The organism is Mammaliicoccus sp. P-M59 (assembly GCF_022386135.1).
Lineage (GTDB): Bacteria > Bacillota > Bacilli > Staphylococcales > Staphylococcaceae > Mammaliicoccus > Mammaliicoccus sciuri_A.
In genome coordinates this window covers 536,274-561,480 of sequence record NZ_JAJNJJ010000001.1, presented here as the reverse complement: position 1 = coordinate 561,480, position 25,207 = coordinate 536,274, and the positions used below count along the sequence as shown (strand labels likewise).

21 protein-coding genes and 1 riboswitch are annotated in these 25,207 nt (G+C 32.0%); of the genes, 18 read left to right on the top strand and 3 right to left on the bottom strand.

The annotated features are described in order from the left end of the window. Positions 1–27: 27 nt before the first annotated feature. Both LQ617_RS02730 and LQ617_RS02725 read right to left on the bottom strand, forming a co-directional pair. A complete protein-coding gene (locus LQ617_RS02730; RefSeq protein WP_206167107.1) occupies positions 28–438 on the bottom strand; it encodes a YolD-like family protein in 411 nt (136 codons plus the stop codon). Then, positions 425–751 (bottom strand): hypothetical protein, encoded by a 327-nt coding sequence (locus LQ617_RS02725; protein WP_025907213.1) that lies wholly within the window; start codon positions 749–751, stop codon positions 425–427. Before LQ617_RS02725 ends, LQ617_RS02730 begins: the two co-directional genes overlap by 14 nt. A 160-nt stretch (positions 752–911) precedes the next feature. On the opposite strand from LQ617_RS02725, the gene LQ617_RS02720 reads away from it, so the two are divergent. Both LQ617_RS02720 and LQ617_RS02715 read left to right on the top strand, forming a co-directional pair. Beyond that, on the top strand, positions 912–1,424 hold the full coding sequence (locus tag LQ617_RS02720) for a Rossmann-fold NAD(P)-binding domain-containing protein (RefSeq protein WP_239739447.1): 513 nt from the start codon (positions 912–914) through the stop codon (positions 1,422–1,424). Between the two features lie 209 nt (positions 1,425–1,633). Next, entirely contained in the window at positions 1,634–3,940 is a 2,307-nt protein-coding gene (locus LQ617_RS02715; RefSeq protein WP_239739446.1) for a CDP-glycerol glycerophosphotransferase family protein, read from the top strand. Positions 3,941–4,508: 568 nt separating this feature from the next. On the opposite strand, the gene LQ617_RS02710 is transcribed toward LQ617_RS02715, so the two are convergent. Then, entirely contained in the window at positions 4,509–4,727 is a 219-nt protein-coding gene (locus LQ617_RS02710) for a hypothetical protein (RefSeq protein WP_025905597.1), read from the bottom strand. 159 nt (positions 4,728–4,886) lie between these two features. Here LQ617_RS02710 and LQ617_RS02705 point away from each other — a divergent pair, with 159 nt between their 5' ends. The 16 genes from LQ617_RS02705 (at position 4,887) to LQ617_RS02630 (ending at position 25,193) form a co-directional block, all read left to right on the top strand. Continuing rightward, a complete protein-coding gene (locus tag LQ617_RS02705; RefSeq protein WP_037587854.1) occupies positions 4,887–5,678 on the top strand; it encodes a TIGR00282 family metallophosphoesterase in 792 nt (263 codons plus the stop codon). A 105-nt stretch (positions 5,679–5,783) separates the two neighbouring features. Further along, a complete protein-coding gene (locus LQ617_RS02700) occupies positions 5,784–7,541 on the top strand; it encodes a 2-oxoacid:acceptor oxidoreductase subunit alpha (protein WP_239739445.1) in 1,758 nt (585 codons plus the stop codon). Continuing rightward, positions 7,542–8,408, top strand: a complete 867-nt coding sequence (locus LQ617_RS02695) for a 2-oxoacid:ferredoxin oxidoreductase subunit beta (RefSeq protein WP_025905600.1) — start codon at positions 7,542–7,544, stop codon at positions 8,406–8,408. A 72-nt stretch (positions 8,409–8,480) separates the two neighbouring features. Next, positions 8,481–8,771: a thiamine-binding protein gene (locus LQ617_RS02690; RefSeq protein ID WP_025905601.1), complete on the top strand. Its 291-nt coding sequence runs from the start codon at positions 8,481–8,483 to the stop codon at positions 8,769–8,771. A 67-nt stretch (positions 8,772–8,838) separates the two neighbouring features. Further along, complete coding sequence (locus LQ617_RS02685) at positions 8,839–10,563, top strand: ABC transporter ATP-binding protein (RefSeq protein WP_239739439.1); 1,725 nt, start codon at positions 8,839–8,841, stop codon at positions 10,561–10,563. Continuing rightward, complete coding sequence (locus tag LQ617_RS02680; protein ID WP_239739437.1) at positions 10,560–12,404, top strand: ABC transporter ATP-binding protein; 1,845 nt, start codon at positions 10,560–10,562, stop codon at positions 12,402–12,404. Before LQ617_RS02685 ends, LQ617_RS02680 begins: the two co-directional genes overlap by 4 nt. Before the next feature lie 14 nt (positions 12,405–12,418). Beyond that, a complete protein-coding gene (locus LQ617_RS02675) occupies positions 12,419–12,928 on the top strand; it encodes a GNAT family N-acetyltransferase (protein ID WP_126477439.1) in 510 nt (169 codons plus the stop codon). Positions 12,929–13,045: 117 nt separating this feature from the next. Continuing rightward, positions 13,046–14,581 carry a tRNA (N6-isopentenyl adenosine(37)-C2)-methylthiotransferase MiaB gene (gene miaB, locus LQ617_RS02670; RefSeq protein ID WP_239739436.1) on the top strand — a complete coding sequence of 512 codons (1,536 nt, stop codon included), beginning with the start codon at positions 13,046–13,048 and terminating at the stop codon, positions 14,579–14,581. Next, positions 14,582–15,013 (top strand): YlbF/YmcA family competence regulator, encoded by a 432-nt coding sequence (locus tag LQ617_RS02665; RefSeq protein WP_025905606.1) that lies wholly within the window; start codon positions 14,582–14,584, stop codon positions 15,011–15,013. An 8-nt stretch (positions 15,014–15,021) separates the two neighbouring features. Beyond that, positions 15,022–15,113: riboswitch (TPP riboswitch) on the top strand. A 65-nt stretch (positions 15,114–15,178) separates the two neighbouring features. Further along, positions 15,179–15,679, top strand: coding sequence for an energy coupling factor transporter S component ThiW (gene thiW / locus LQ617_RS02660; RefSeq protein ID WP_159315070.1), 501 nt, complete (start codon positions 15,179–15,181; stop codon positions 15,677–15,679). Between the two features lie 140 nt (positions 15,680–15,819). Next, on the top strand, positions 15,820–18,345 hold the full coding sequence (gene mutS / locus LQ617_RS02655) for a DNA mismatch repair protein MutS (protein ID WP_239739435.1): 2,526 nt from the start codon (positions 15,820–15,822) through the stop codon (positions 18,343–18,345). Between the two features lie 14 nt (positions 18,346–18,359). Then, the gene (gene mutL, locus LQ617_RS02650) at positions 18,360–20,330 is read left to right on the top strand and encodes a DNA mismatch repair endonuclease MutL (RefSeq protein ID WP_206167098.1); all 1,971 of its coding nucleotides are present in this window, start codon (positions 18,360–18,362) and stop codon (positions 20,328–20,330) included. Between the two features lie 9 nt (positions 20,331–20,339). Continuing rightward, positions 20,340–20,873 carry a glycerol-3-phosphate responsive antiterminator gene (locus LQ617_RS02645; RefSeq protein ID WP_204255091.1) on the top strand — a complete coding sequence of 178 codons (534 nt, stop codon included), beginning with the start codon at positions 20,340–20,342 and terminating at the stop codon, positions 20,871–20,873. A gap of 190 nt (positions 20,874–21,063) precedes the next feature. Then, the gene (locus LQ617_RS02640; RefSeq protein WP_191835518.1) at positions 21,064–21,882 is read left to right on the top strand and encodes an MIP/aquaporin family protein; all 819 of its coding nucleotides are present in this window, start codon (positions 21,064–21,066) and stop codon (positions 21,880–21,882) included. Between the two features lie 26 nt (positions 21,883–21,908). Then, a complete protein-coding gene (glpK, locus tag LQ617_RS02635) occupies positions 21,909–23,402 on the top strand; it encodes a glycerol kinase GlpK (RefSeq protein WP_037587871.1) in 1,494 nt (497 codons plus the stop codon). Positions 23,403–23,516: 114 nt separating this feature from the next. Continuing rightward, positions 23,517–25,193 carry a glycerol-3-phosphate dehydrogenase/oxidase gene (locus LQ617_RS02630; protein ID WP_206167097.1) on the top strand — a complete coding sequence of 559 codons (1,677 nt, stop codon included), beginning with the start codon at positions 23,517–23,519 and terminating at the stop codon, positions 25,191–25,193. The last annotated feature ends 14 nt before the right edge of the window (positions 25,194–25,207 follow it).

Here is a 25,207-nt window from a genome sequence, read left to right as displayed (position 1 = left end):
AGCATAGGTGGAGAAAATGGTTTATGACTATTCAATACTTACAATACAATCCATGCTCAATCGTACTTTCTTATCCTCTGCAATGACTTCTAATTTTTTATGCTCACTATCAAATTTATTAATTTCACATGCTATTTCTTTAAAATAACCATCTTCCCAATATTTAATAAGTGCTTGTGGATTATAAAATATTTTCTCTGCTAATACGTTATTCAAATCATTTAATGCAGTTTCTTCTAATGTAGGTTTTTCTACTTTTGTTTGATCGGCTATAAATTGTTTAATCATTTCATATTGTTGAGGCATTGTTGCAAATGGTGCCCATTTAATCATGCCTCTTCCTTTAGGAATATTACGTTGTAGATAATGATTAGGAATTTTGCGATAATCTGTCTCATATTTATAAGGTTCTGGTAAGTCAGGATTAATGATTTTCATATACAAGCTCCTTATTCATTTTATTTAAGCAATGAATCGCGTTATTCAAAGAAACAATCATCGTATTTCGTTGTGTTGAAGATGTATAAACATCACGATAAATGACGCGTAAAATCTTTAAATATCCCGTAAATAAAATGAACTTCTCAGTTCGATAATCAAATGATTGAAGGTAGCGTTCAACTTTGTCTATTTCTTTATAAATGACTTCACCATTTAAAAATATCGCCGTATCATTAGTTGGTTCAACGCTATCTAACATGTAAATGTAAGTTTCAAATTTATGAATCATTAAGTTAATATACTTATTCATCACAAACACCTCCCGTAGAATCTTTTCTTTTATTATACGAACAAGTGTTCGTATTTGTAAAGTGAAATGTGAGAGATAAATTTGATTAAATAAATGAAAATCTATTGAAAGCTTGTGTTATATAAAGCATACTTAAGAAAAAATTTTAAAATTAAAGTAGGTGAATAAAGTGACAATTGTGATTGCTGGTGGATCTGGTATGTTGATGGGTGCAACGAAATGGATTAAAGAACATTTTGATGATGATATTTGGCTACTTTCTAGAAATCAAAATAAATACTCAGAGGACTTACTTCATTCAAAAAATATACATTTTAAACAATATGATTATGAAAATGATAATGTGTTAGGTGATGAGCATATACGAGATGTCAATATTATGGTGAGTTGGGTGCATAGTAATGGTTATTTCAATCATCTTAAGTTCATTGAGAAAAATATAAGTATGGATAAGCATGCTGAACCAATTTATGTTCACGTCGTCGGTACAAATAAATTTGATGATGCTGAGTTTATTAATAAGCTTAAGAATAAAGGCTTTAATGTATTCACGGTAAAATTGGGTCATCGAGTAAATGATGATGGAACTAAACGTTGGCTGAATCATGAAGAAATTTCAAAGGGTGTTATTCAAGCTATACAATTCAAAAGAGATGTATTAGTAAGTGATTGATGAGAAAAAGAAATTGAATTTAATATTGTAATATAGAAGATAATCTTATATTAGATTGTCTTCTATTTTTATATTCAATAGAATTAATTATTTCTAACAAATAATTCTGTGTAAAATAATTAAAAATTGTGGAATAAGTATATAAGGAGTGTTAGTATGAATGAAAATTTAATTATAAGATAAAAACAATTACAAAGGGGCGAGATTGAATGAAAATTAAAATTTTAGGGTTCAATCTTTTTGCTAAAGGTGGAACATCAAGAAGTAATATCAATTTAATTAAATCATTTATTAAAGCTAATCATGAAGTTGTTTATTATAATTTTAAAACTTTTGATAAGACAGCGAAATTTAATACAATGATTAATGAACAATTATTTGATAAGCATTTAAGTTTCGAAGAATTTAAAACAAGTGAAGATTTTGTAAATGCAGATCTCGTTATACTAACGAGAGAAACCTTTTTTTATTTAGCAAGAGAAATAAAATCCATCAATCCAAATGCAATGGTCGTAGGGGAGATACATGGACCATTAGCATATATTGATGATAATCAAGATTTAGCTTTTGATGCAATTGATGCATATAGAGTGAGTTCTATTGATATTAAGCATGATTTCATCGAGCGTTATGGAAAAGAGAATGTCTTTAATCAATATGTTGATGCGTCACATATTATTGTGAATAAAGAGCCTAGTGTGACACGAAGGAATTTATTAATTAAAGCGAGATTTGAAGATAATATAAAGGATATTTCATATGTTATAAAAATGATGAATCGTATCATTAATGTTAAGGGGTATGATGATATACATTTATATATCAAGGGGTATGGACCATCTGAAATTTTATATAAGAATTTAATTCATTATTATCAACTAGAGGAACATGTTCATATGAATGAACGTGAACCTAAAAACTATATTTATATATCATCTTCTCCGTATGAAACATTAGGCTATTCTATTTTAGAATCTATAGCAGAAGGTAATAAAGCATTTATTTACGCTGGAGAAGATGGTGTGCTTAAACGTATATATGAACCATATCATGCCGTTGAATTTTTGGAGAAAGATATTCAAAAAGATAGTGAGCGTTTAATTGAGTTTATTGATAACAAATATACAAAGGAAGAACGAGCTGAAGATGTAGCGTTATTGAATGCAACATTTATTGATAGAGACTATGCTTCTGATTTTATTGAAGCATCTAAAGGATGTATGTATGGTTTAAAAGTAGGATCAGGAAGTAAGTCACAAGTTACACAAAAAGTCCATAAAAAATCAAAGCTTGAATATGGTAGAGATTTGTATGAACAATATAAGACTAAACCAGTTATTAGAACAGTGTTAAATAATGAAAAAGTCTTTAATTTTGCTAAAAAGAAATACGAAAAAAGAAAAATGGATAAGCTTAAACAGCAATACGATGCTATTACACCGTTGGAAAATAAAGTATTTATTGAGTCATTTCATGGGAATAACTTTAGTGGAGATCCGAAATATATCGCATTATATATTAAAGAACATTTTCCTGATAAAGAAGTATATGTAAGTTCTAGAAATGCGTTAGTAGATATGGAAATTAGAAATCATAATTTAATACCTATAAGGTTTGGTAGTGCCATCTATAATCAAACATTTAGGTCATGCAAATATGTCGTGGTGAATGGCAATACTTTAGATAGAGTGTTTAAACATAAAGATCAAATATTTGTACAAACATGGCATGGCTTTCCGCTTAAAAGAATGTTGAATGATTTAGAAGATAAAACTGAAAGAAGCGCTCAAGTCGCAGCATTTAAACCAAGAATGAAGAAGTGGAATTACTTATTAACCTCTTCAGCAGTAAACACAATGTTACTAGAGTCATCATTTAACATTCAACCAGAGCAGGACTTACAAATCCTTCAACTCGGTGCACCGAGAAATGAATATTTAATGAAGCATGACGAAACAGAGAAAGAACGCGTGCTTACGAAATATTTCTTTACTAAAAGTAATGATAAAAAATATATTTTGTTCTGTCCGACATGGAGAAAAGAAAAAAGAGCATTATTGTCAAAAATCAATTTAAATATCTTATTAGAACAATTGCCTGAAGAATATGAAATTATTGTTAAATTACATCCTAACGAATCACATTTGAGAGTAACATATAGTGAATTAAGTGATCGAATTCATTGTTTTTATAATGAACTTGTAGACATTCAAGAACTATATTTAATTTCAGATGCCATGATTACAGATTATTCATCTACGATATTTGATTATGCACATTTAAATAAACCCATTTTCTTATTGCAAGAAGATACAGAAGTTTACTCAGAACAAATAGGTTTTTACTTTGATATATTCGAACTTGTCACAATAGAAATAGCAAGTAATGATGAGCGCATACTAGCTAGGCAATTACTAGAAAATAAACAACCAGATTATCAAAATATAACAGACCAACTATTACAAGATGACAAAATAGGTACCACTGAAAATATTGTGAATTATATATTTAAGTAAGTATTATACAAAGTGTCGATTTTAAATAGTTATCTTAGAACTCGTGAGTTAATGAGGACATTAATCCACAAGATTGGGAAAGTCATGAGTTAACGAGGGCATTAACCCACAAGATTAGAAAACTCGTGAGTTAATGAGGACATTAACCCACAAGATTAGAAAACTCGTGAGTTAATGAGGACATTAACCCACAAGATAAGAGAACTCGTGAGTTAACGAAGGCATTAACACACAAGATTAGAGAACTCGTGAGTTAACGAAGACATTAACCCACAAGATTAGAGAACTCGTGAGTTAACGAAGGCATTAACACACAAGATTAGAGAACTCGTGAGTTAACGAAGACATTAACCCACAAGATTGGAGAACTCGTGAGTTAACGAGGACATTAACCCACAAGATTAGAGAACTCGTGAGTTAACGAAGACATTAACCCACAAGATTAGAGAACTCGTGAGTTTATTCATCTTTTAACTCACGTCTATTCAAACATTTTTATTATTACAAACCAAAAACCATCGCTACAGTCTATAGCGATGGTTTTTGATATTAGTATTTTATAATAAATTTAACGTGTTAAGTTCAGTTCTAAATCTAATGCTTCTTTTAAAACGTTGGACGTTTCTTGTGAATTTACGCCACAACTACCATATTTTTCAGCCAGTTTGAATGCTGTAACGTATAGTTCTAAACTGTCTTTCGCGATATCTTCTGCATTTTCTTCTACGGATGGATTTGCTCTAACCACTAATTCTGCAAATTTTTCTGGTTGGATTTCAATTCCCATGTTTAAATAAACACTCCTATTAGATTTTGTAACGTTACTAAACAAATGTGTTTGAATAACGCTCGTATTATGTATACCCTAATAAAAAATTAATAATCATCTCTTTTAAAATTTTTTATTTTGAATTAGAATATAGAGTGAATAGAGAGGATGTCAATATTGAGAATTTTATTTATAGGTGATATTGTAGGCAAACTAGGAAGAGAACAGTTAGAAACATATTTACCAAAAATTAAAGCGAGTTATAAACCAACGTTTACGATTGTGAATGCAGAAAACGCTGCTCATGGTAAAGGTTTAACAGAGAAAATTTATAAGGATATTTTAAGAATGGGTGCCGACTTTTTAACGATGGGTAATCATACTTATGGTCAAAGAGAAATATATGACTTTATTGGACAAGCAAATAGAATGGTTCGTCCAGCGAATTTCCCTGAAGAAGCACCAGGTCTTGGCATGAGAATTATTAGAGTTAATGATAAAGATATCGCAATCATTAACTTACAAGGTCGTTCATTTATGCCAGCAATTGACTGCCCATTCAAAAAAGCAGATGAACTTATAGAACAAGCTTCAAAAATAACGCCGTATATATTTGTCGATTTTCATGCTGAAACAACTTCAGAGAAAAACGCAATGGGATGGTATTTGAATGGTAGAGTTAGTGCCATGGTTGGTACACATACGCATATTCAAACATCAGATGAGCGTGTGTTAAATGAAGGTACTGCTTATATTACTGACGTAGGTATGACAGGTTATTATGATGGCATATTAGGTATTAATAAAGATGAAGTTATAGAAAGATTTATAACAAGTTTACCTCAACGTCATAATTTACCAGACGAAGGTAGAAAAGTATTGTCAGGTGTTATTATTGACCTTGATAGTGCGGGTAAAGCTAAAAAAATACAACGTATATTAATTAATGACGATCATCCATTTGAATAGTATCGTCCATTAGACTGATTTTTACTAAAACCCTTTAATTTCATAGGATTAAAAGGGTTTTTTTGTTATGATATAACATGAGATATTACATGGGGAGGCCATAAAATGAAATCACAAATTTCATGGAAAGTGGGCGGACAGCAAGGCGAAGGAATTGAATCAACAGGTGAAATTTTTGCAACTGCTATGAACCGTCAAGGATATTATTTATACGGATATCGCCATTTTTCAAGTAGAATTAAAGGTGGGCATACAAATAATAAAATTAGAGTATCGTCAAAACCAGTAAGAGCTATTAGTGACGATTTAGATATATTAATTGCATTTGATCAAGAGACGATAGAAGTTAACTATCATGAAATGCTTGAAGGCAGCATTATTATTGCAGATGAAAAAGCGAAACCACAAAATCCAGAAGATAGTAAAGCACAATTGGTTAGTTTACCATTCACAGGTGTAGCAAAAGAATTGGGCACTGCACTTATGAAAAATATGGTCGCAGTTGGTGCAACTTGTGCTGTAATGAATTTAGATACAAAAGTATTTGAATCATTAATAAAAGATCTATTCGGTAAAAAAGGTGAGAGTGTAGTAGATTTAAACATTCAAGCTTTAAATGAAGGATATCGCTTAATGTCTGAACAAATGGACGATTTACAAAGTGAACATACATTAGAACCAACTGACTCAGAAGGTCATTTATTTATGATAGGGAATGATGCAATTGGTTTAGGTGCTGTTGCAGCAGGTGTTAGATTTATGGCAGCATATCCAATTACACCAGCATCAGAAATTATGGAGTATATGATTGATCGTTTACCAGCATTAGGCGGTACGGTTATTCAAACAGAAGATGAAATTGCAGCATGTACAATGGCTATAGGTTCAAACTATGCAGGTGTACGTTCATTCACATCTTCAGCAGGTCCAGGTTTATCATTAATGATGGAATCAATAGGTTTATCAGGTATGACTGAAACACCACTTGTGATTGTCAATACACAACGTGGAGGTCCTTCTACTGGTCTGCCAACGAAACAAGAACAATCAGATTTAATGCAAATGATTTATGGTACACATGGTGACATTCCTAAAATCGTATTGGCACCAACTAGTGCAAGTGATGCGTTCTACTTAACTGTAGAAGCGTTTAACTTAGCTGAAGAAAATCAATGTCCAGTTATTTTATTATCAGATTTACAATTATCATTAGGTAAACAAACTGTCGAATCATTAGATTATAGCAAAGTTGAAATTCGTAGAGGTGCATTGGTTGAAGGTGATTTAGAAAAACAAGAAGATAAAGCGTACTTTAAACGTTATGCTTTAACAGATTCAGGTATTTCACCACGTATCTTACCAGGTACAAAAGGCGGTATCCATCACGTAACAGGTGTTGAACATGATGAAGAAGGAAAACCTTCTGAAAGTGCTGAAAACAGACAAAAACAAATGGATAAACGTATGCGCAAGACAGCTCAATTATTGATAGATGAGCCAGTAGAATCTAATGAAAAATATGAAGAAGCGGATATATTATATGTTGGCTTTATCTCAACAGCTGGTGCAATCGAAGAAGCTATTTCAAGATTGGATCAACAAAATGTGAAAGTTAATCACATTCAAATTAGACAACTTCATCCGTTCCCTTCAGATGTTGTGCAAGAAGCATTTAACAAAGCTAAAAAAGTTGTTGTAGCTGAGCATAACTATCAAGGACAATTATCTAATATTATTAAGATGAATATTAATCATCAAAATAAAATTATTAACCAAACTAAATATGACGGTACACCGTTCTTACCACATGAAATAGAAGATAAAGCGTTAGAAATCGTAAGTAATATGAAGGAGTTGATTTAATTGGCAACATTTAAAGATTTTAGAAATAATGTTAAACCAAACTGGTGTCCAGGTTGTGGAGATTTCTCAGTACAAGCTGCGATTCAAAAAGCTGCAGCTAATGTTGGGTTAGAGCCAGAAGAAGTTGCCATTATTACAGGGATTGGATGTTCAGGCCGTTTAAGTGGTTATGTGAATTCATACGGCGTTCATTCTATACATGGCCGTTCTTTACCATTAGCACAAGGTGTTAAAATGGCAAATAAAGATTTAACTGTTATCGCTTCAGGTGGTGACGGTGATGGATTTGCGATTGGTATGGGTCATACTGTTCATGCATTAAGAAGAAATATGGATATGACTTATATCGTTATGGATAACCAAATTTATGGTTTAACTAAAGGACAAACATCACCAAGTTCTGCTAAAGGATTTGTAACGAAATCAACTCCAAAAGGTAACATCGAACAAAATATTGCACCTTTAGAATTGGCGATATCATCTGGTGCAACATTTGTCGCTCAAAGTTTCTCTAGTGATATTAAAGAATTAACAAGTATAATTGAAGAAGCGATTAATCATAAAGGATTTTCATTTGTAAATGTATTTTCACCATGTGTAACGTATAATAAAATTAATACGTACGACTGGTTTAAAGAAAATTTAACAAAGCTTGCAGATATTGAAGGTTATGATAATACGAATAAATCTCAAGCAATGCAAACTGTATTAGATACTGAATCAATGATTACAGGTATTATTTATCAAGATAAAGATACACCATCATATGAATCACAAATTGAACAGTTTGATGAGCAACCGCTTGTTAAAAAATCACTTAAACTAGAACAAAATCAATTTGATGAACTTGTTTCTCAGTTTAAATAATTATATAATTATACCACTTTAAGCTCATAGATTTATCTATGAGCTTTTATACATAGAAAAGGGGGATTCGAAATGACAAATACATTAATGAGTATTCAAATTATTCCAGAACATCAACAAACAGGTGTTATTCCATTAGTTGATGAGGCAATCAGTATCATCGATCAATCGGGTCTTAAATATGAAGTGCATCCTTTAGAAACAACGATAGAAGGAGATTTAAATGCATGTCTTATTCTTATTGAACAAATAAATGAACGTATGGTTGAACTTGAATGTGACAGTATTATTTCTCAGATAAAGTTCTATCATGTGCCTGAAGGAATAACAATGGATACATTAACGGATAAGTATAAATCATAATTTCAAAATAATGAGTTAGAAGAAAAGGAGAATGTTATAGGAAAATATATTAAAGGGGATATGTAAATTGAAAACGGTACTTAAATTTATTAGACCGTATAAATGGTTGTTTATACTCGGTTTAATATTAATGTTAGTAGAATTAGCGGTTGAACTCATTCAACCCATTTTTATATCAGAAATTATTGATAACGGCATTTTAAAGAATGATTTGAACCACGTATATTTATATTTAATGATTATGCTTGTAACAGGATTAGTAGCCCTTTTATCAGGGATATGGAATAGTTTTGTTGCGGGTCATGTATCACAAGCATTTGCTTATGATTTAAGAACTGAACAATTTAAGAAAATCCAATCTTTTTCTTTAGCAACATTAGAGAGGTTTAAGACTTCAAGTTTAATTACGAGGTTAACAAGTGATGTAACCAATTGTGATCAAGCAGTATATATGTCAATTCGAATCATGTTACGAGCACCTTTAATGATTATTGGGAGCATTATATTAAGTTTTGCAGTCGAACCGAAATTAGCAATTTATTTAGTAATAGGTTCTCCGATTATTTTTATTATTATATTTGTAATTGCGCGAAAAGGATCTAAACTATTCACAAAAATACAAAGAAAATTTGATGAAATGAATAGATTTTTCCAACAGAATTTAGAAGCGGTTAGATTAATTAAAGCAAGCCAAACGAGCAAACAAGAAATCAATCAATTTAATGAAAAAATCAAAGATATTAGAAGCAATTATACATACGCGTTACGCCTCATGGAATTTATCAATCCTTCATTATTATTGATTATAAATGGCAGTATATTAGCTGTTGTATGGTTTGGTTCAGATATGGTCGATCATTCTACTTTAGAAGTTGGTAAATTAGTTGCTATATTAAATTATGGTATGAGAATGCAAGGTGGATTTGGGATGCTTGCTTTCTTAATCATGACACTTAGCAGAATGAAAGCATCAAGTGAACGAATTGAAGAAGTATTAATTACGCCATCAGATGAAAAAGTGTTCAATAATGAAATCGAACATAAGCCAAATTATGCATATCCTATTCAATTTAAAGATGTTTCTTTCACGTATCCAAATAGTCATAAGCCTGTTTTAGAACATATATCATTTGAAGTGAAACCGAGAGAAACTTTTGCCATTATGGGATCTACTGGTTCTGGTAAATCAACTTTACTCAGTTTGATACCTAAAATGTATAAAGTGACATCTGGAGAAATATTGCTTAACAATAAAAACGTAAATGATTGGGAAATTGAATCTTTAAGAGATGCAATTGGATACGTACCTCAAAAAGCATTGTTATTCTCAGGAACAATTTATGAGAATTTACAATTTGGAGATCCATCAGCCGAAAGTGAAATGTTAGAATTATCTTCAGAAAAAGCCCAAATACATCAATCTATCGAACGTTTTGATCATCAATATGATACGATGATTGGCCAACAAGGTGTTACGTTATCAGGTGGTCAAAAGCAAAGACTATCTATTGCTAGAGCACTTGTTAGGAAACCAGGTTTATTAATTTTAGATGATTCAACATCAGCATTAGATATTAAGACGGAATCTGCTTTATGGGATGCTTTGGAAGATGAAGAAACGACTAAATTAATTGTGACACAAAAAATTTCAACTGCTCAAACAGCAGATCGAATTATGTTACTAGTCGATGGACGTATTGAAGCGATTGGGACACATGAAACACTATTAGAAACATCACCATTGTATAAAGAAATTGCAAGTAGTCAAGAAAGTGCGGTGAGTTCATCATGAGTCTAAGAAACCCTTATGGTCATAAATCAGTATTTGAAGATAAAAATCGTACTCAAAATCCAACTAAAAAGAAAAAAAGAGCAAGAGATACGAAAGGTACATTATTAAATATATGGAAATTAATAGATGAAAAGCGAATACAATTGATTGTCGTAATTCTAATGATTATTTGTTCATCCATATTAAGTTTAGTTGGACCGTTTTTAATCGGACATATCATTGATACGAAAATTATACCGAAAGAATTAAATGGGCTGCCACAATATATCATACTGCTTGCTATTGTATATATAATGCTGTCAGTTACATCATATATAGGCTCATTTATGATGGTCAGTATTGCCCAGCGCACGGTATATTTATTAAGAAATCAACTCTTTAAACATTTTCAAACTTTGCCTGTCGCTTATTATGATCAAAAGCAACACGGTGAACTGATGAGTCGAATGCAAAATGATATTGAAAATGTATCACAAGTATTAAATTCATCATTTATACAGTTTACTTCTAGTGTCGTGACACTCATTGGTACACTTTCAATTATGCTTTATTTAAGTCCTTTACTTACACTATTGACAGTTATTATTATTCCAATCATGTTTATAAGCTTAAGATGGATTACTGCACGAACAAGTGTGTTATATGCTTTACGCCAAAAACAATTTGGAATTATGAATGGATATATCGAGGAAATTGTAAATGGACAAACAGTAGTTAAAGCTTTTTCTCAAGAAAAGTATGTTATAGATACATTTAATGAAAAAGCGAAAGACGTGAGAGAATATAGTTTTTGGTCAATCACATTTGGTGGTTTAATACCGAAAGTAATGAACTATTTAAATAATTTAAGCTTTGCCATTGTAGCTGGTATTGGTGGTATATTAGCTCTTAATCAAACTGCTGGTGTTACAGTTGGGGTAATCGTGATTTTCGCTGAATATGCGAGACAGTTTACAAGACCATTATCAGATTTAGCAAACCAATTTAATACAGTATTATCTGCAATAGCAGGTGCCGAACGTGTCTTTGATATTATGGATGAGCCAAGTGAGAAAGATGATAAAGAGGCGCAAGATTATCAAAATATTAATGGAAAAATTGAATTCGAACATGTTGAATTCAAATATGATCCTAACCAAAAAGTACCGACTATAAAAGATTTATCCTTTAAAATTAATAACGGTGAATCTGTTGCATTAGTCGGCGCAACTGGGGCAGGTAAGACGACAATCGTGCAACTTATTCTACATTATTATGAAGTGAACAAAGGACGTATTCTTATAGATGGCATTCCAATTAATAAAATAACGCGTGAATCTTTGAGAAGTTCTATAGGTGTCGTGTTACAAGATTCCTATTTATTTGACGGAACGATTAAAGACAATATTATGTATGGAACGCCTAATGCTACATATGAAGAAGTTGTAGAAGCTGCCAAAAAAGCAAATGCACATGACTTTATAGAAGCTTTAGAAAATGGTTATGATACCGTATTAAAAGGTGAATCTGGATCGTTATCTCAAGGTGAGAAACAGCTTATTTCTATCTCAAGATGTTTACTTCAAGATCCTAAAATACTTTTATTGGATGAAGCAACAAGTAGTATCGATACAGTTACTGAAATTAAAATTCAAGAAGCACTGGATACATTAATGCAAGGTAGAACGAGTGTTATTATTGCGCACCGTTTAAATACAGTTAAAAAAGCAGACTTAGTCTTTGTATTATCTCACGGTGAATTGATTGAATCTGGCTCACAAGATGCGTTAATCGAACAACAAGGCATTTATTATCATATGTTAAATACAAATGATGATGAGCAAATAAAAGAATTAAACTAAAAGGGGATGCGTTTATGGAATTCAGAGAAATAGATAAAGATATTGAATCGTTATTCACAGAATATATAAATGAATGGTATGAAAACGAAGAACCGGTTGTTCCATGGGCGACTGACGTCCGTCAACACGGTGGTTTTGATAAGATGTTAATTATGTTAGAAGAAGCGATAGACCCAGTTGACGCAAACTTTGTAAAAGCAAAAACATATGTACTTATTGATGATGACAAAATTGTTGGCGCTGTAAATATTAGATATGCCTTAAATGACTATTTAAATAAAAAAGGTGGACATGTCGGTTACGGTGTTAGAAAAAGCGAACGAGGCAAAGGTTATGCGACTAAGTTGTTAAATTATGCAGTTAAGAATTTGAATAATGAAGGTGTTCATTCTGTTCTTGTAACTTGTGATGAATCAAATGATGCAAGTGCGAAAGTCATTATAAATAATAATGGTGTAGAAGATGAACCGTATAAATCAGATGAAGAAGAAAATACGAGAAGATTTTGGATTAAGCATCTTTAAAATTAAATATTTGATACATGAAATGAAAGTGCAAAAATGTCGGAACATTTTTGCACTTTATGTTGAACTCTAATATAATATATAGGTATAAATATATGGGCAGAAAGGGTTTTGAAATTGAATGAAGAGCAAAGAAAACATGGGGCCAAAGCGAAGACAGAACCTAATTTAGAGAAGGATTATAGCAAGTACTTCGAACATGTTTATCAACCTCCAAATTTAAAGGACGCTAAACAAAGAGGGAAATCACAAGTTGAATATCATGATGATTTTAAAATAGACGAACGACATAGAGGTATGGGGAAAGGTCGTAAATTCTATATTAGAACATATGGTTGTCAAATGAATGAACATGATACGGAAGTAATGGCTGGTATTTTGCAGGCGTTAGGTTTTGGACCGACGAATTCAGTAGAAGATGCAGATGTGATATTACTTAATACGTGTGCGATAAGAGAGAATGCTGAAAATAAAGTGTTCAGTGAAATTGGGAATTTAAAGCATCTTAAACAAGAGCGACCAGATTGTTTAATAGGTGTATGTGGATGTATGTCACAAGAAGAATCTGTCGTTAATAAGATTCTTAAATCATACCAGAATGTTGATATGATTTTCGGTACACACAACATCCATAGATTGCCTGAAATTTTAGAAGAAGCATATATGTCTAAAGCGATGGTTGTTGAAGTATGGTCTAAAGAAGGCGACGTTATCGAAAATCTACCTAAAGTAAGAAATGGTAGAATTAAAACATGGGTAAATATTATGTACGGTTGTGACAAATTCTGCACGTATTGTATTGTACCGTTTACACGTGGTAAAGAGAGAAGTCGTATGCCTGAAGAAATTATTGCTGAAGTAAGAGACCTAGCTAGACAAGGTTACCAAGAAATATGTTTATTAGGTCAAAATGTAAATGCATACGGTAAAGATATCGAAGGTTTAAATTATGGATTAGGTGATTTGTTAAATGACATCACTAAAATCGATATACCGCGCGTACGTTTTACGACAAGTCATCCTTGGGACTTTGATGATCGTTTAATTGAAGTGATTGCTAATGGTGGAAATATCGTACCTCATATACATTTACCAGTACAATCTGGTAATAACCAAGTGTTAAAAATTATGGGTAGAAAATATACACGTGAAAGTTATTTGGAATTAGTTCAAAAAATAAGAGCAGCAATTCCAGATGTAGCATTGACAACGGATATCATTGTTGGCTATCCTAATGAAACAGAAGAACAATTTTTAGAAACAATAAAGTTGTATCATGAAGTTGGTTTCGAACATGCCTACACATATGTATATTCTCCAAGAGAAGGTACACCAGCAGCTAAGATGAAAGATAATGTGCCTGATAAAGAGAAAAAAGAAAGACTTCAAAGATTAAATAAAGTAGTTGGTGAATATGCTGCAGAATCATTGAAACCATATGAAGGACAAGAAGTATTTGTTCTATGTGAAGGTTCAAGTAAGAGAGATGAAGCGGTATTAGCAGGCTATACTGAAAAGAATAAATTAGTTAACTTTAAAGCACCAAAAGATGTAATCGGCAAAATCGTAAAAGTAAAAATTACTGAAGCAAAACAATATTCATTAAATGGTGAATTTATAGATGTTGTATCTAAAGAAAAGGTGGTACATTAAATGTATACAAAAGATGATATTTTAGAACAAGCGCGTAAACTGGGGAAAATGATGTCAGAAACAGAAGAAGTAGATTTCTTTAAACGTGCAGAAGCGCAAATTCATGAGAATCAAACAGTCAGAGAAAAAATGGCTAGTTTGAAATCTTTACAAAAACAAGCAGTTAATTTCCAAAACTATGGTAAAGATAAAGCTTTAGCTATGGTTGAAGAAAAAATTAAAAACATTGAAAAAGAATTAGATGAAATGCCAATTGTAAGTGAATTTAAAGAAGCACAAGTTGAAGTTAATGAGCTTTTACAAATGGTATCTCATTCAATTAGCCATACAGTTACAAATGAAATTATTGAATCAACAGGTGGTAATCAACTTACTGGTGAAACTGGTGCAGCCGTTAGAAATGCTCCAAATACAAGTAGCTGTTCAAATTAATATTTAACATATTGCACACACGGTGCCTAACAAGGCTGAGAATATACGTGTAGATTTGATCCAGGTAATACTGGCGTAGAGATTGTGCAACTAAAGATTATATATGCTTTTAATCATTAGTCTGCCAATACGTAGACTAATGATTTTTTATTTGGAGGAAATATAATGAAGAAGACAAAATTAATGACTTTAACCGCAATATTAACAACAATAAATGTTGTCTTTAGTACATTTATCACGATACCAATAGGTCCAATAAAAGCATTGCCAATGCAACATTTCATTAATGTAATATCAGCCGTATTTCTTGGACCATGGTATGGCTTAGCGCAAGCTTTGTTATCTTCGTTTATTAGAAACTTACTAGGTTTAGGAACGATTTTTGCTTTTCCAGGTAGTATGATAGGCGTATTATTAGCAAGTTTACTTTATAAATATCGCAAACAATTATCGATTGCATCTTTAGGTGAAGTAATAGGTACTGGTGTGATAGGTAGCTTCGTTTGTATTCCGATTGGTTGGTTACTAGGATTAGGAAAAATTGCATTTTGGCCATTATTTTTATCATTTTTCTTTAGTAGTCTAATAGGCGCTATCGCGAGTTATATATTATTAAAAGCTTTTGAAAAAAGAGGTATATTAAAGAAATTAAAAAATGATAATTAAAGATACATCATGAATTAAAGGGCGTGAAGCATAAATTGCTTCATTACGCTCTTTTTTTAATAAATAAACATACTCGTTTAATAGTAGAAATTTTGATAAAATAGATAAATCGAAAGTTAAAAAAAGGAACGTGAATAAAGATGTCTAAACCAACGCCGATGATGGCTCAATATTTAAAGATAAAATCTCAATATCAAGATACATTATTATTTTTCAGATTAGGTGATTTTTATGAAATGTTCTATGATGATGCAATTGAAGCATCGAGAGTATTAGAAATAACACTAACAAGAAGAGATGCTAAAAAAGATCCAATACCAATGTGCGGGGTACCGTATCATTCTGCTTCTGGATATATTGAAAAACTTATTTCAAAAGGTTATAAAGTCGCGATTTGTGAACAAATGGAAGATCCGACACAAACTAAAGGAATGGTTCGTAGAGAAGTTGTGCAAGTCATTACGCCAGGTACGGTTATGGATCAAAAGGGTATGGACGAAAAAACAAATAATTATATATTAGGATTTATAAAAGAAGACGGAGAGTTTCATTTAAGTTACTGTGATGTCACAACAGGTGAATTAAAAGTAACATCATTTGTTGATGAAACAACTTTAATTAATGAAATTACAACGATTCACCCTAATGAGATTATTGTTAATAAAGTGTTACCAGATAATTTATATAAACAAATTCAGCTTATAACTGAAACAATCACAGTTATTGATAGCTATGAAGAACGAGATTATGAAGTTGTCACGGGTACATCTCACGCTCAAAAAAGGTCATTAAATTATTTATTAAATTATATTCATGATAACGGTAAACGCGATATGCCACATTTAGAAGAAGTTGTCGTATATAGAGCTTTAGATTATATGAAAATGGACTTTTACGCGAAACGAAATCTTGAATTAACAGAAAGTATCAGACTTAAATCTAAGAAAGGTACATTATTATGGTTGATGGATGATACGAAGACACCTATGGGCGCAAGAAGATTAAAGCAATGGATAGATCGACCACTTATAAACCAAAGAGATATCGAGCAAAGATTAGATGCTGTTGAACAATTAGTGAATGGTTTTATTGAACGTGATGAACTTAGAAGTTATTTAAATATGGTTTATGATATTGAAAGATTAGTCGGAAGAGTTAGCTACGGCAATGTGAATGCTAAAGATTTAGTACAGTTGAATTATTCAATAAAGCAAATTCCATATGTTAAAGAAATTATTGAAAGATTAGACTCAAAGTCTATAGATCGATTTAAAGATCTTGAAACATTAAATGATTTAGAACGATTATTAGATGAAAGTTTAGTAGAAGATCCACCGATTTCTGTTAAAGAAGGTGGGATATTTAAAAAAGGCTTTAACGAAACATTAGATCAATATAAAGAAGCTTCAACAAATGGAAAGCAATGGATTGCAGAATTACAATTAAAAGAACGTGAACGAACGGGTGTAAAATCATTAAAAGTAAGCTTTAACAAAGTTTTTGGGTACTATATTGAAATTACAAAAGCAAATTTAAATCATATTGATACAGATGCTTTAGGATATCAACGTAAGCAAACATTATCAAATGCTGAACGATTTATTACTGAAGAATTGAAAGAAAAAGAATCTATCATTTTAGGTGCAGAAGATAAAGCAATTGAACTAGAATATCAACTATTCCTTGATTTAAGACAAGAAGTGAAAGCTTATACTGAAAAATTACAAGCACAAGCTAAATTACTATCAGAAATAGACTGTTTACAAAGCTTTGCTGAAATTGCGCAAAAATATCATTATACTCGCCCAATCTTTAGTGAAGATAAAACATTATCACTTAAATCATCGCGACATCCGGTTGTTGAACGCGTAATGGATCATAATGACTATGTACCAAATGACTGTTATTTAGATAAAGAAGGCTTTATCTATTTAATAACAGGACCAAATATGTCTGGTAAGAGTACGTATATGCGTCAAATAGCTATTATTAGTATTATGGCTCAAATGGGAGCATATGTGCCTGCAGATTATGCGCAATTGCCAATATTTGATCAAATCTTTACAAGAATTGGTGCAGCAGATGATTTAGTATCAGGCAAAAGTACATTTATGGTCGAAATGTTAGAAGCTGAAAAAGCTATGGTTGGTGCAACTGAAGATAGCTTAATTATATTTGATGAAATTGGAAGAGGTACATCTACATTTGATGGTCTAGCGCTTGCACAGTCTATGATTGAATATGTACATCATCATACAAAAGCAAAAACATTATTCTCTACACATTATCATGAGTTAACACATTTAGATGAAACGTTATCTGGACTTAAAAATATTCACGTTGCTGCACAAGAATATCAAGGAGAATTGATTTTCTTGCATAAAGTAAAAGAAGGCGCAGTTGATCAAAGTTATGGTATTCATGTAGCAAAGTTAACGGATTTACCTGATGAAATTATTGAAAGAGCTCATACTATTTTGCAAGAACTTGAATCTCATACAAAAGTAGAAAAAGAAGCAGATAAGTATGAACAACCGTCATTCCAATTATTTGAAGAACAAGGGCAATCTGAAATTGAAAAGAAACTTAAATCAATTGATTTAATGAACATAACACCTATTGAAGCATTATCAAAACTGCATGAATTACAAAAACAACTTAAATAGAAAGTGTGAGTGCATTGGGAAAAATTAAAGAACTCGAATTATCTTTAGCCAACAAAATAGCTGCAGGTGAAGTGGTTGAAAGACCAGCTTCTGTCGTGAAAGAATTGTTGGAAAATGCAATTGATGCTCAAGCAACTCAAATTGATATTTCGATTAAAGAATCAGGTATTCAATCTATTAGAGTCGTAGATAATGGAACAGGCATTGAAGAAGAGGATATTGCCAAAGCATTTGGTAGACATGCGACAAGTAAAATTAATAACGATTATGATTTGTTTCATATTCGTACACTTGGCTTTAGAGGAGAAGCTTTGGCGAGTATTTCATCAGTGAGTAGAGTGACGATGAAGACTTGTACAGATGGTATGCTTGGACATGAAGTGCGCGTTGAAAATGGTGAAATTACGAAAAAACAACCTGCTAAAGCTAAAAAAGGTACAGATATTCTTGTTGAAGATTTATTCTATAATACGCCAGCAAGACTAAAATATGTTAAAAGTTTGTATACTGAACTGGGTAAAATTACGGATATAGTCAATAGAATGGCAATGAGTCATCCGAATATTGCATTTAATCTCGTATCAGATGATAAAACAGTTATTTCAACGAATGGTTCGGGAAGAACAAATGAAGTAATGGCTGAAATTTATGGCATGAAAATTGCGAAAGACCTTGTACCAATAAATGGAGAAACAGATGATTACGTCGTAAACGGATTTATTTGTAAACCTGAGCACACGAGAAGCAATCGACATTATATTTCTATATTTATCAACGGGCGATATATCAAGAACTTTGTACTTAACAAAGCGATTATAGAAGGTTATCATACACTCTTACCAATCGGTAGATATCCTATCGTTTATTTAAATATTGAAATGGATCCGATTTTAGTAGATGTTAACGTACATCCGACTAAACTTGAAGTAAGGCTTTCTAAAGAACAACTACTTTATGATTTGATTAATCAAAAAATTAAAGAAGCATTTAGAGGTATGTCATTAATTCCAGACACATCTTTAGAAAAACAAAAGCCAAAAAAATCACAAAAAGAAATTTTTGAACAACAAAAAATAGATTTTGAAGCTAAAAGAAATCAAAATACAACTCAACATCAGCATATATCTCATAATACTAAAAGTGTTGAAGAAATTGAAAAAACAAATGACATTGCAAGCAGAGAACCTTCACCTTCTTGGCAATTTAAAGATAAGACAGAACATCATTCGGTTATACAAGAAGATACTATCAATCAGGAAACTAATAGAGATATAGATGTTCAAAATGATGAACCCGAGCATATTGAAAATAATGAAGAAACTTATGAAGTTCAAGATACAGTAGAACATGTCGATACACCATATCAAGCGCCAATTGAAGAAGAACAAGTATCTGAAGCGCCACGTGTACCGTATATGGAAGTTGTAGGTCAAGTTCACGGAACATATATTGTGGCACAAAATGATACAGGCATGTTTATGATTGATCAACATGCTGCACAAGAACGAATTAAATATGAATTTTTCAAAGAAAAAATTGGTGAAGTCACAAACGAAACACAAAGTTTGTTGTTGCCACTAACATTTAATTTTTCTAAAGATGAGCACATGATTATTGAAAAATATTTACAATCACTTGCAGAAGCGGGCGTATTTTTAGAACCAATTGGTCATCATGACTATATGGTGAGCGAATACCCAGTTTGGTTGCCAAATGTTGAGGCTGAAGAAATTATTAAAGATATGATCGATTACGTGTTAAATCATGAAAAAGTTGATATTAAAAAATTAAGAGAAGATGCAGCAATTATGATGAGTTGTAAGAAATCTATTAAAGCTAATCATTATTTAAGAAATCATGAAATGAGTCATTTAATTGATGAATTAAGAGAAACAACTGACCCGTTTACTTGTCCGCACGGAAGACCAATTATTATTGAATTAACGACGTATGAATTAGAAAAATTATTTAAACGCGTTATGTAGGAGGATAAAATGAATAAGCATATATTACCGGCTATTCGCTCTATGAAAGATATGGAAAAATTTTTAAAAATGGATTATGAAAGATGCGTTTTATTAGATACACATATCGGTCATTTGCAAGGCATTTTAGAGCAAATGAAAAAGCATCAAAAAGAAGTGATGCTACACATTGATTTAATAAAAGGTTTATCAAATGATGAAGCGGCTGTTGAATATGTTATACAACAATATAAACCACATGGCATTATATCAACGAAATCAAAAATTATTAAACGTGCCAAAAAATTAAATACGTTAACGATATTACGTGTGTTCATTCTTGATAGCACAGCGTTAAGTAGAAGTATTGAACTAATTAAACAATCAGACCCTGATTTAGTGGAAGTATTACCAGGTGTTGCTACTAAAGTAATCAAAGAAATCAATGATAAAACAGGTAAGCGAATTATTGCAGGTGGATTAATTAACACGAAAGAAGAAATTGATTTAGCAATTGAAAGCGGTGCACAATATGTTACATCTAGCGATATTACAATTTGGTAAATTGATTTGACAACGTTTTCATAAAGTATTATACTTCTAATTAAGTTAATATATGAGATGAGTAAATGAGACCCTCTACGAAAAGAAACTATGCGTTAAATTTGTATAAATTACTATATGAATATGATGTGTAGTTCAACGTAGGGGGCTTTTTATGTATTAGCATATTATATTTAGGAGGGTGTTTAATATGAGTGAATTTTTAGGTGAATTAATCGGTACAGCCATCTTAATATTATTTGGTGGCGGTGTATGTGCTAACGTCAATCTAAAAGGGGCACTTGGTAAAGGTGCAGACTGGATTGTTATTTCATTAGGTTGGGGGCTAGCTGTTATGCTTGGTGTTTATGCAGTTGGTAATGTTTCCGGGGCACATTTAAACCCAGCTGTTACGCTTGGCTTTGCAATTGACGGATCATTCCCATGGTCTAAAGTTGTTCCATTTATTGTGGCTCAAATGCTTGGTGCTATGATTGGTGCATTTTTAGTATGGGCTACTTATTTACCACATTGGAAAAAAACTGAAGATCAAGGTGCTAAGTTAGGTGTATTCTCAACTGGTCCAGCTTATCCAAACTATGTAGCAAACTTCTTAAGTGAGATTATTGGAACTATGATCTTAGTTATGGGATTATTATTTATAGGAACTAATAAATTTACTGATGGCTTAAATCCTTTAATTGTTGGTTTATTAATCGTAGCAATTGGTTTAAGTTTAGGTGGTGCGACAGGTTATGCGATTAACCCAGCTCGTGATATCGGACCACGTATCATGCATATGCTATTACCAATTCCGGGTAAAGGAAGTTCAAATTGGAAATATGCAATTGTGCCAATTTTAGGACCGATTTCAGGCGGTATGTTAGGTGCAGCATTATTTAATATTTTATTTAATGGGGTTGTAAACGGTTTCGTTATATTCTCAATCATCTTTACAGTGATTGTCGTATTGTCTGGTATTTTCTTAAATAAATCAATACTTAAAGACGAAGTTTCAGAAATTCTGTAATATACAAATTTATAGGAGTGTTTAATATGGAAAAATACATTTTATCAATTGACCAAGGTACAACAAGTTCTAGAGCAATACTTTTTGATAAAGAAGGTACTATCAAATTTGTGAGTCAAAGAGAATTTAAGCAATACTTCCCTAAAGGTGGTTGGGTTGAGCATGATGCGAATGAAATTTGGACTTCAGTATTAGCAGTTATTTCAAGTGTACTTAATGAAAATAACATTAGTCCAAAGCAAATCGAAGGTATTGGTATCACAAACCAAAGGGAAACTGCTGTCGTATGGGATAAAAATACGGGACGCCCAGTTTATCATGCAATTGTTTGGCAATCTCGACAAACTCAAGACATTTGTACAGAATTAAAATCTAAAGATTTAGAACCAATTTTTAAAGAAAAAACTGGTCTATTATTAGATCCATATTTCTCAGGTACAAAAGTTAAATGGATTCTTGATAATGTTGAAGGTGCTAGAGAAAAAGCTGAAAACGGCGATTTATTATTCGGAACAATTGATACATGGTTAATCTGGAAATTTACAGGTGACGTTCATGTAACAGATTATTCAAACGCAAGTAGAACATTAATGTATAACATTTATGACTTGAAATGGGACGAAGAATTATTAGAATATCTTGATGTACCAGCTTCTATGTTGCCAGAAGTTAAACCTTCAAGTGAAGTATATGGTTATACTCAACAACATCACTTCTTCGGTGAAAAAATTGCAATCGCTGGTGTAGCAGGTGACCAACAAGCTGCATTATTCGGACAAGCTTGCTTCGAAAGTGGAGAAGTCAAGAACACATACGGTACTGGTGGATTTATGTTAATGAACACTGGTGAAAAAGCTGTAAAATCTGAAAGTGGTTTATTAACAACATTAGCTTATGGTCTAGATGGTAAAGTAAACTACGCACTTGAAGGTAGTATTTTCGTATCAGGATCAGCTATTCAATGGTTAAGAGATGGCTTAAGAATGATTAAATCAGCACCAGCATCAGAAGATTATGCAAATCGTGTTAAATCTACAGAAGGCGTATACGTCGTACCAGCGTTTGTTGGTTTAGGTACACCTTATTGGGATGCAGATGCTAGAGGTGCAATCTTCGGCTTAACACGTGGTACTGAAAAAGAACATTTCATTAGAGCAACTTTAGAATCATTATGTTACCAAACTAGAGATGTGTTAGAAGCAATGGAAAAAGATTCTGGTATTAATGTTGAAACATTAAGAGTTGATGGCGGCGCTGTTAAGAATAATTTCTTAATGCAATTCCAAGCTGATATTGTAAATACGCCAGTAGAAAGACCAGAAGTAAATGAAACAACTGCATTAGGTGCAGCATACTTAGCTGGATTAGCAGTAGGTTTCTGGAAATCTAAAGATGAGATAAAACAACGTTGGAAATTAGAAACAGAATTCAAACCTGAACTTGAAGAAGAAGAACGTGAAAAACTTTATAAAGGTTGGAAAACTGCAGTAAAAGCCACTCAAGCTTTTAAATTAGATTAAGTTGTGTTATCATATAGTTAAGTTAATATTTCGTAGAGACATGAGAGGCTTTGTTCGTACATTTTTGTAGGGATAAGTCTCTCATTTTTTTACATTTTATAGGAGGAAATGGTTATGCAACAATTATCAGCATTAAATCGTAATCAAGTTAAAGATCAACTTAAAAATACTGAATATGACGTAGTTGTTATCGGTGGAGGAATCACTGGTGCAGGTATTGCTTTAGATGCAGCGCAACGTGGTATGAAAGTAGCATTAGTTGAAATGCAAGACTTTGCACAAGGTACAAGTTCTAGAAGTACAAAATTAGTTCATGGTGGATTACGTTACTTAAAACAATTCCAAGTTGGCGTAGTTGCTGAAACTGGTAAAGAAAGAGCGATCGTTTATGAAAATGGTCCTCACGTAACAACACCAGAATGGATGTTATTACCTTTACACAAAGGCGGTAGCATGGGTCCATTTACAACATCAATCGGCTTGAAAGTTTATGATTTCTTAGCAGGTGTTAAAAAAGCTGAACGTCGTACAATGTTAAACAGAGAAGAAACAATTAAGAAAGAACCACTTGTAAAACAAGACGGTTTAAAAGCTGGTGGTTACTATGTTGAGTACCGTACAGATGATGCTCGTTTAACAATTGAAGTTATGAAACGCGCACGTGAATTTGGTGCAGATATCATTAACTATGCTAAATCAAATAAATTCTTATACAACAAAAAGAAAAAAGTATCAGGTATCGAAGTAACTGATTTATTACAAAATGAAATTTTCGAAATTAAAGGTAAAAGAGTTATCAACGCGGCAGGTCCATGGGTTGATGAAGTACGTGGTAAAGACTATTCAACAAACAATAAACAACTTAGATTAACTAAAGGTGTTCATATTGTAATAGACCAAAGCATATTCCCATTAGGTCAAGCTGTATACTTTGATACAGAAAATGATGGCAGAATGATTTTCGCAATTCCTAGAGATGGAAAAGCATACGTTGGTACTACTGATACAATTTATGATAATGATAAATCTTCTCCTAAAGTTACAGAAGAAGATCGTCAATATTTATTAGATGCTATTCACTATATGTTCCCAACTGTAAAAGTTGAAGATAAAGATATCGAATCAACTTGGGCTGGTGTTAGACCATTAATCTTCGAAAAAGGTAAAGATCCATCAGAAATTTCTCGTAAAGACGAAATTTGGGAAGGCGATTCAGGCTTACTTACAATCGCTGGTGGTAAATTAACAGGTTACCGTCATATGGCTCAAGATATTGTTGATTTATTAAGTAAACGTCTTAAAGAAGAATATAAATTATCATTCAAACCTTGTCGTACAAAAGAAACTTACATTTCTGGCGGTAACGTTGGTGGTAGTAAAAATTATGAATCATTCGTTGAAAGTAAAGTTAAAGAAGCTAAAAACTACAACTTATCAGAAGATGCAGCACGTTATTTAGCTAGAAAATACGGATCTAATGTAGATGAAGTATTTGCTATTGCTCATGCTACACAAGTTGCAGATGTTAATCTTCCAATCGAAGTATATGCTGAAGTTATTTACAGCATTCAAAAAGAAATGGTTCATAAACCAACTGACTTCTTAGTACGTCGTTCAGGTCGTTTATACTTTGATATTCAATATGTATTAGATCATAAAGATGCAATTGTTGAAGTAATGGCTCAAGTATTAAATTACGATAATGATACTAAACGTGTTTATAAAGATGAATTAGAACAAGCTATTAAAGAAGCGGTTAATCCAAATGATCAACCAGCTATTATTAAATAATTTATAATTTAATT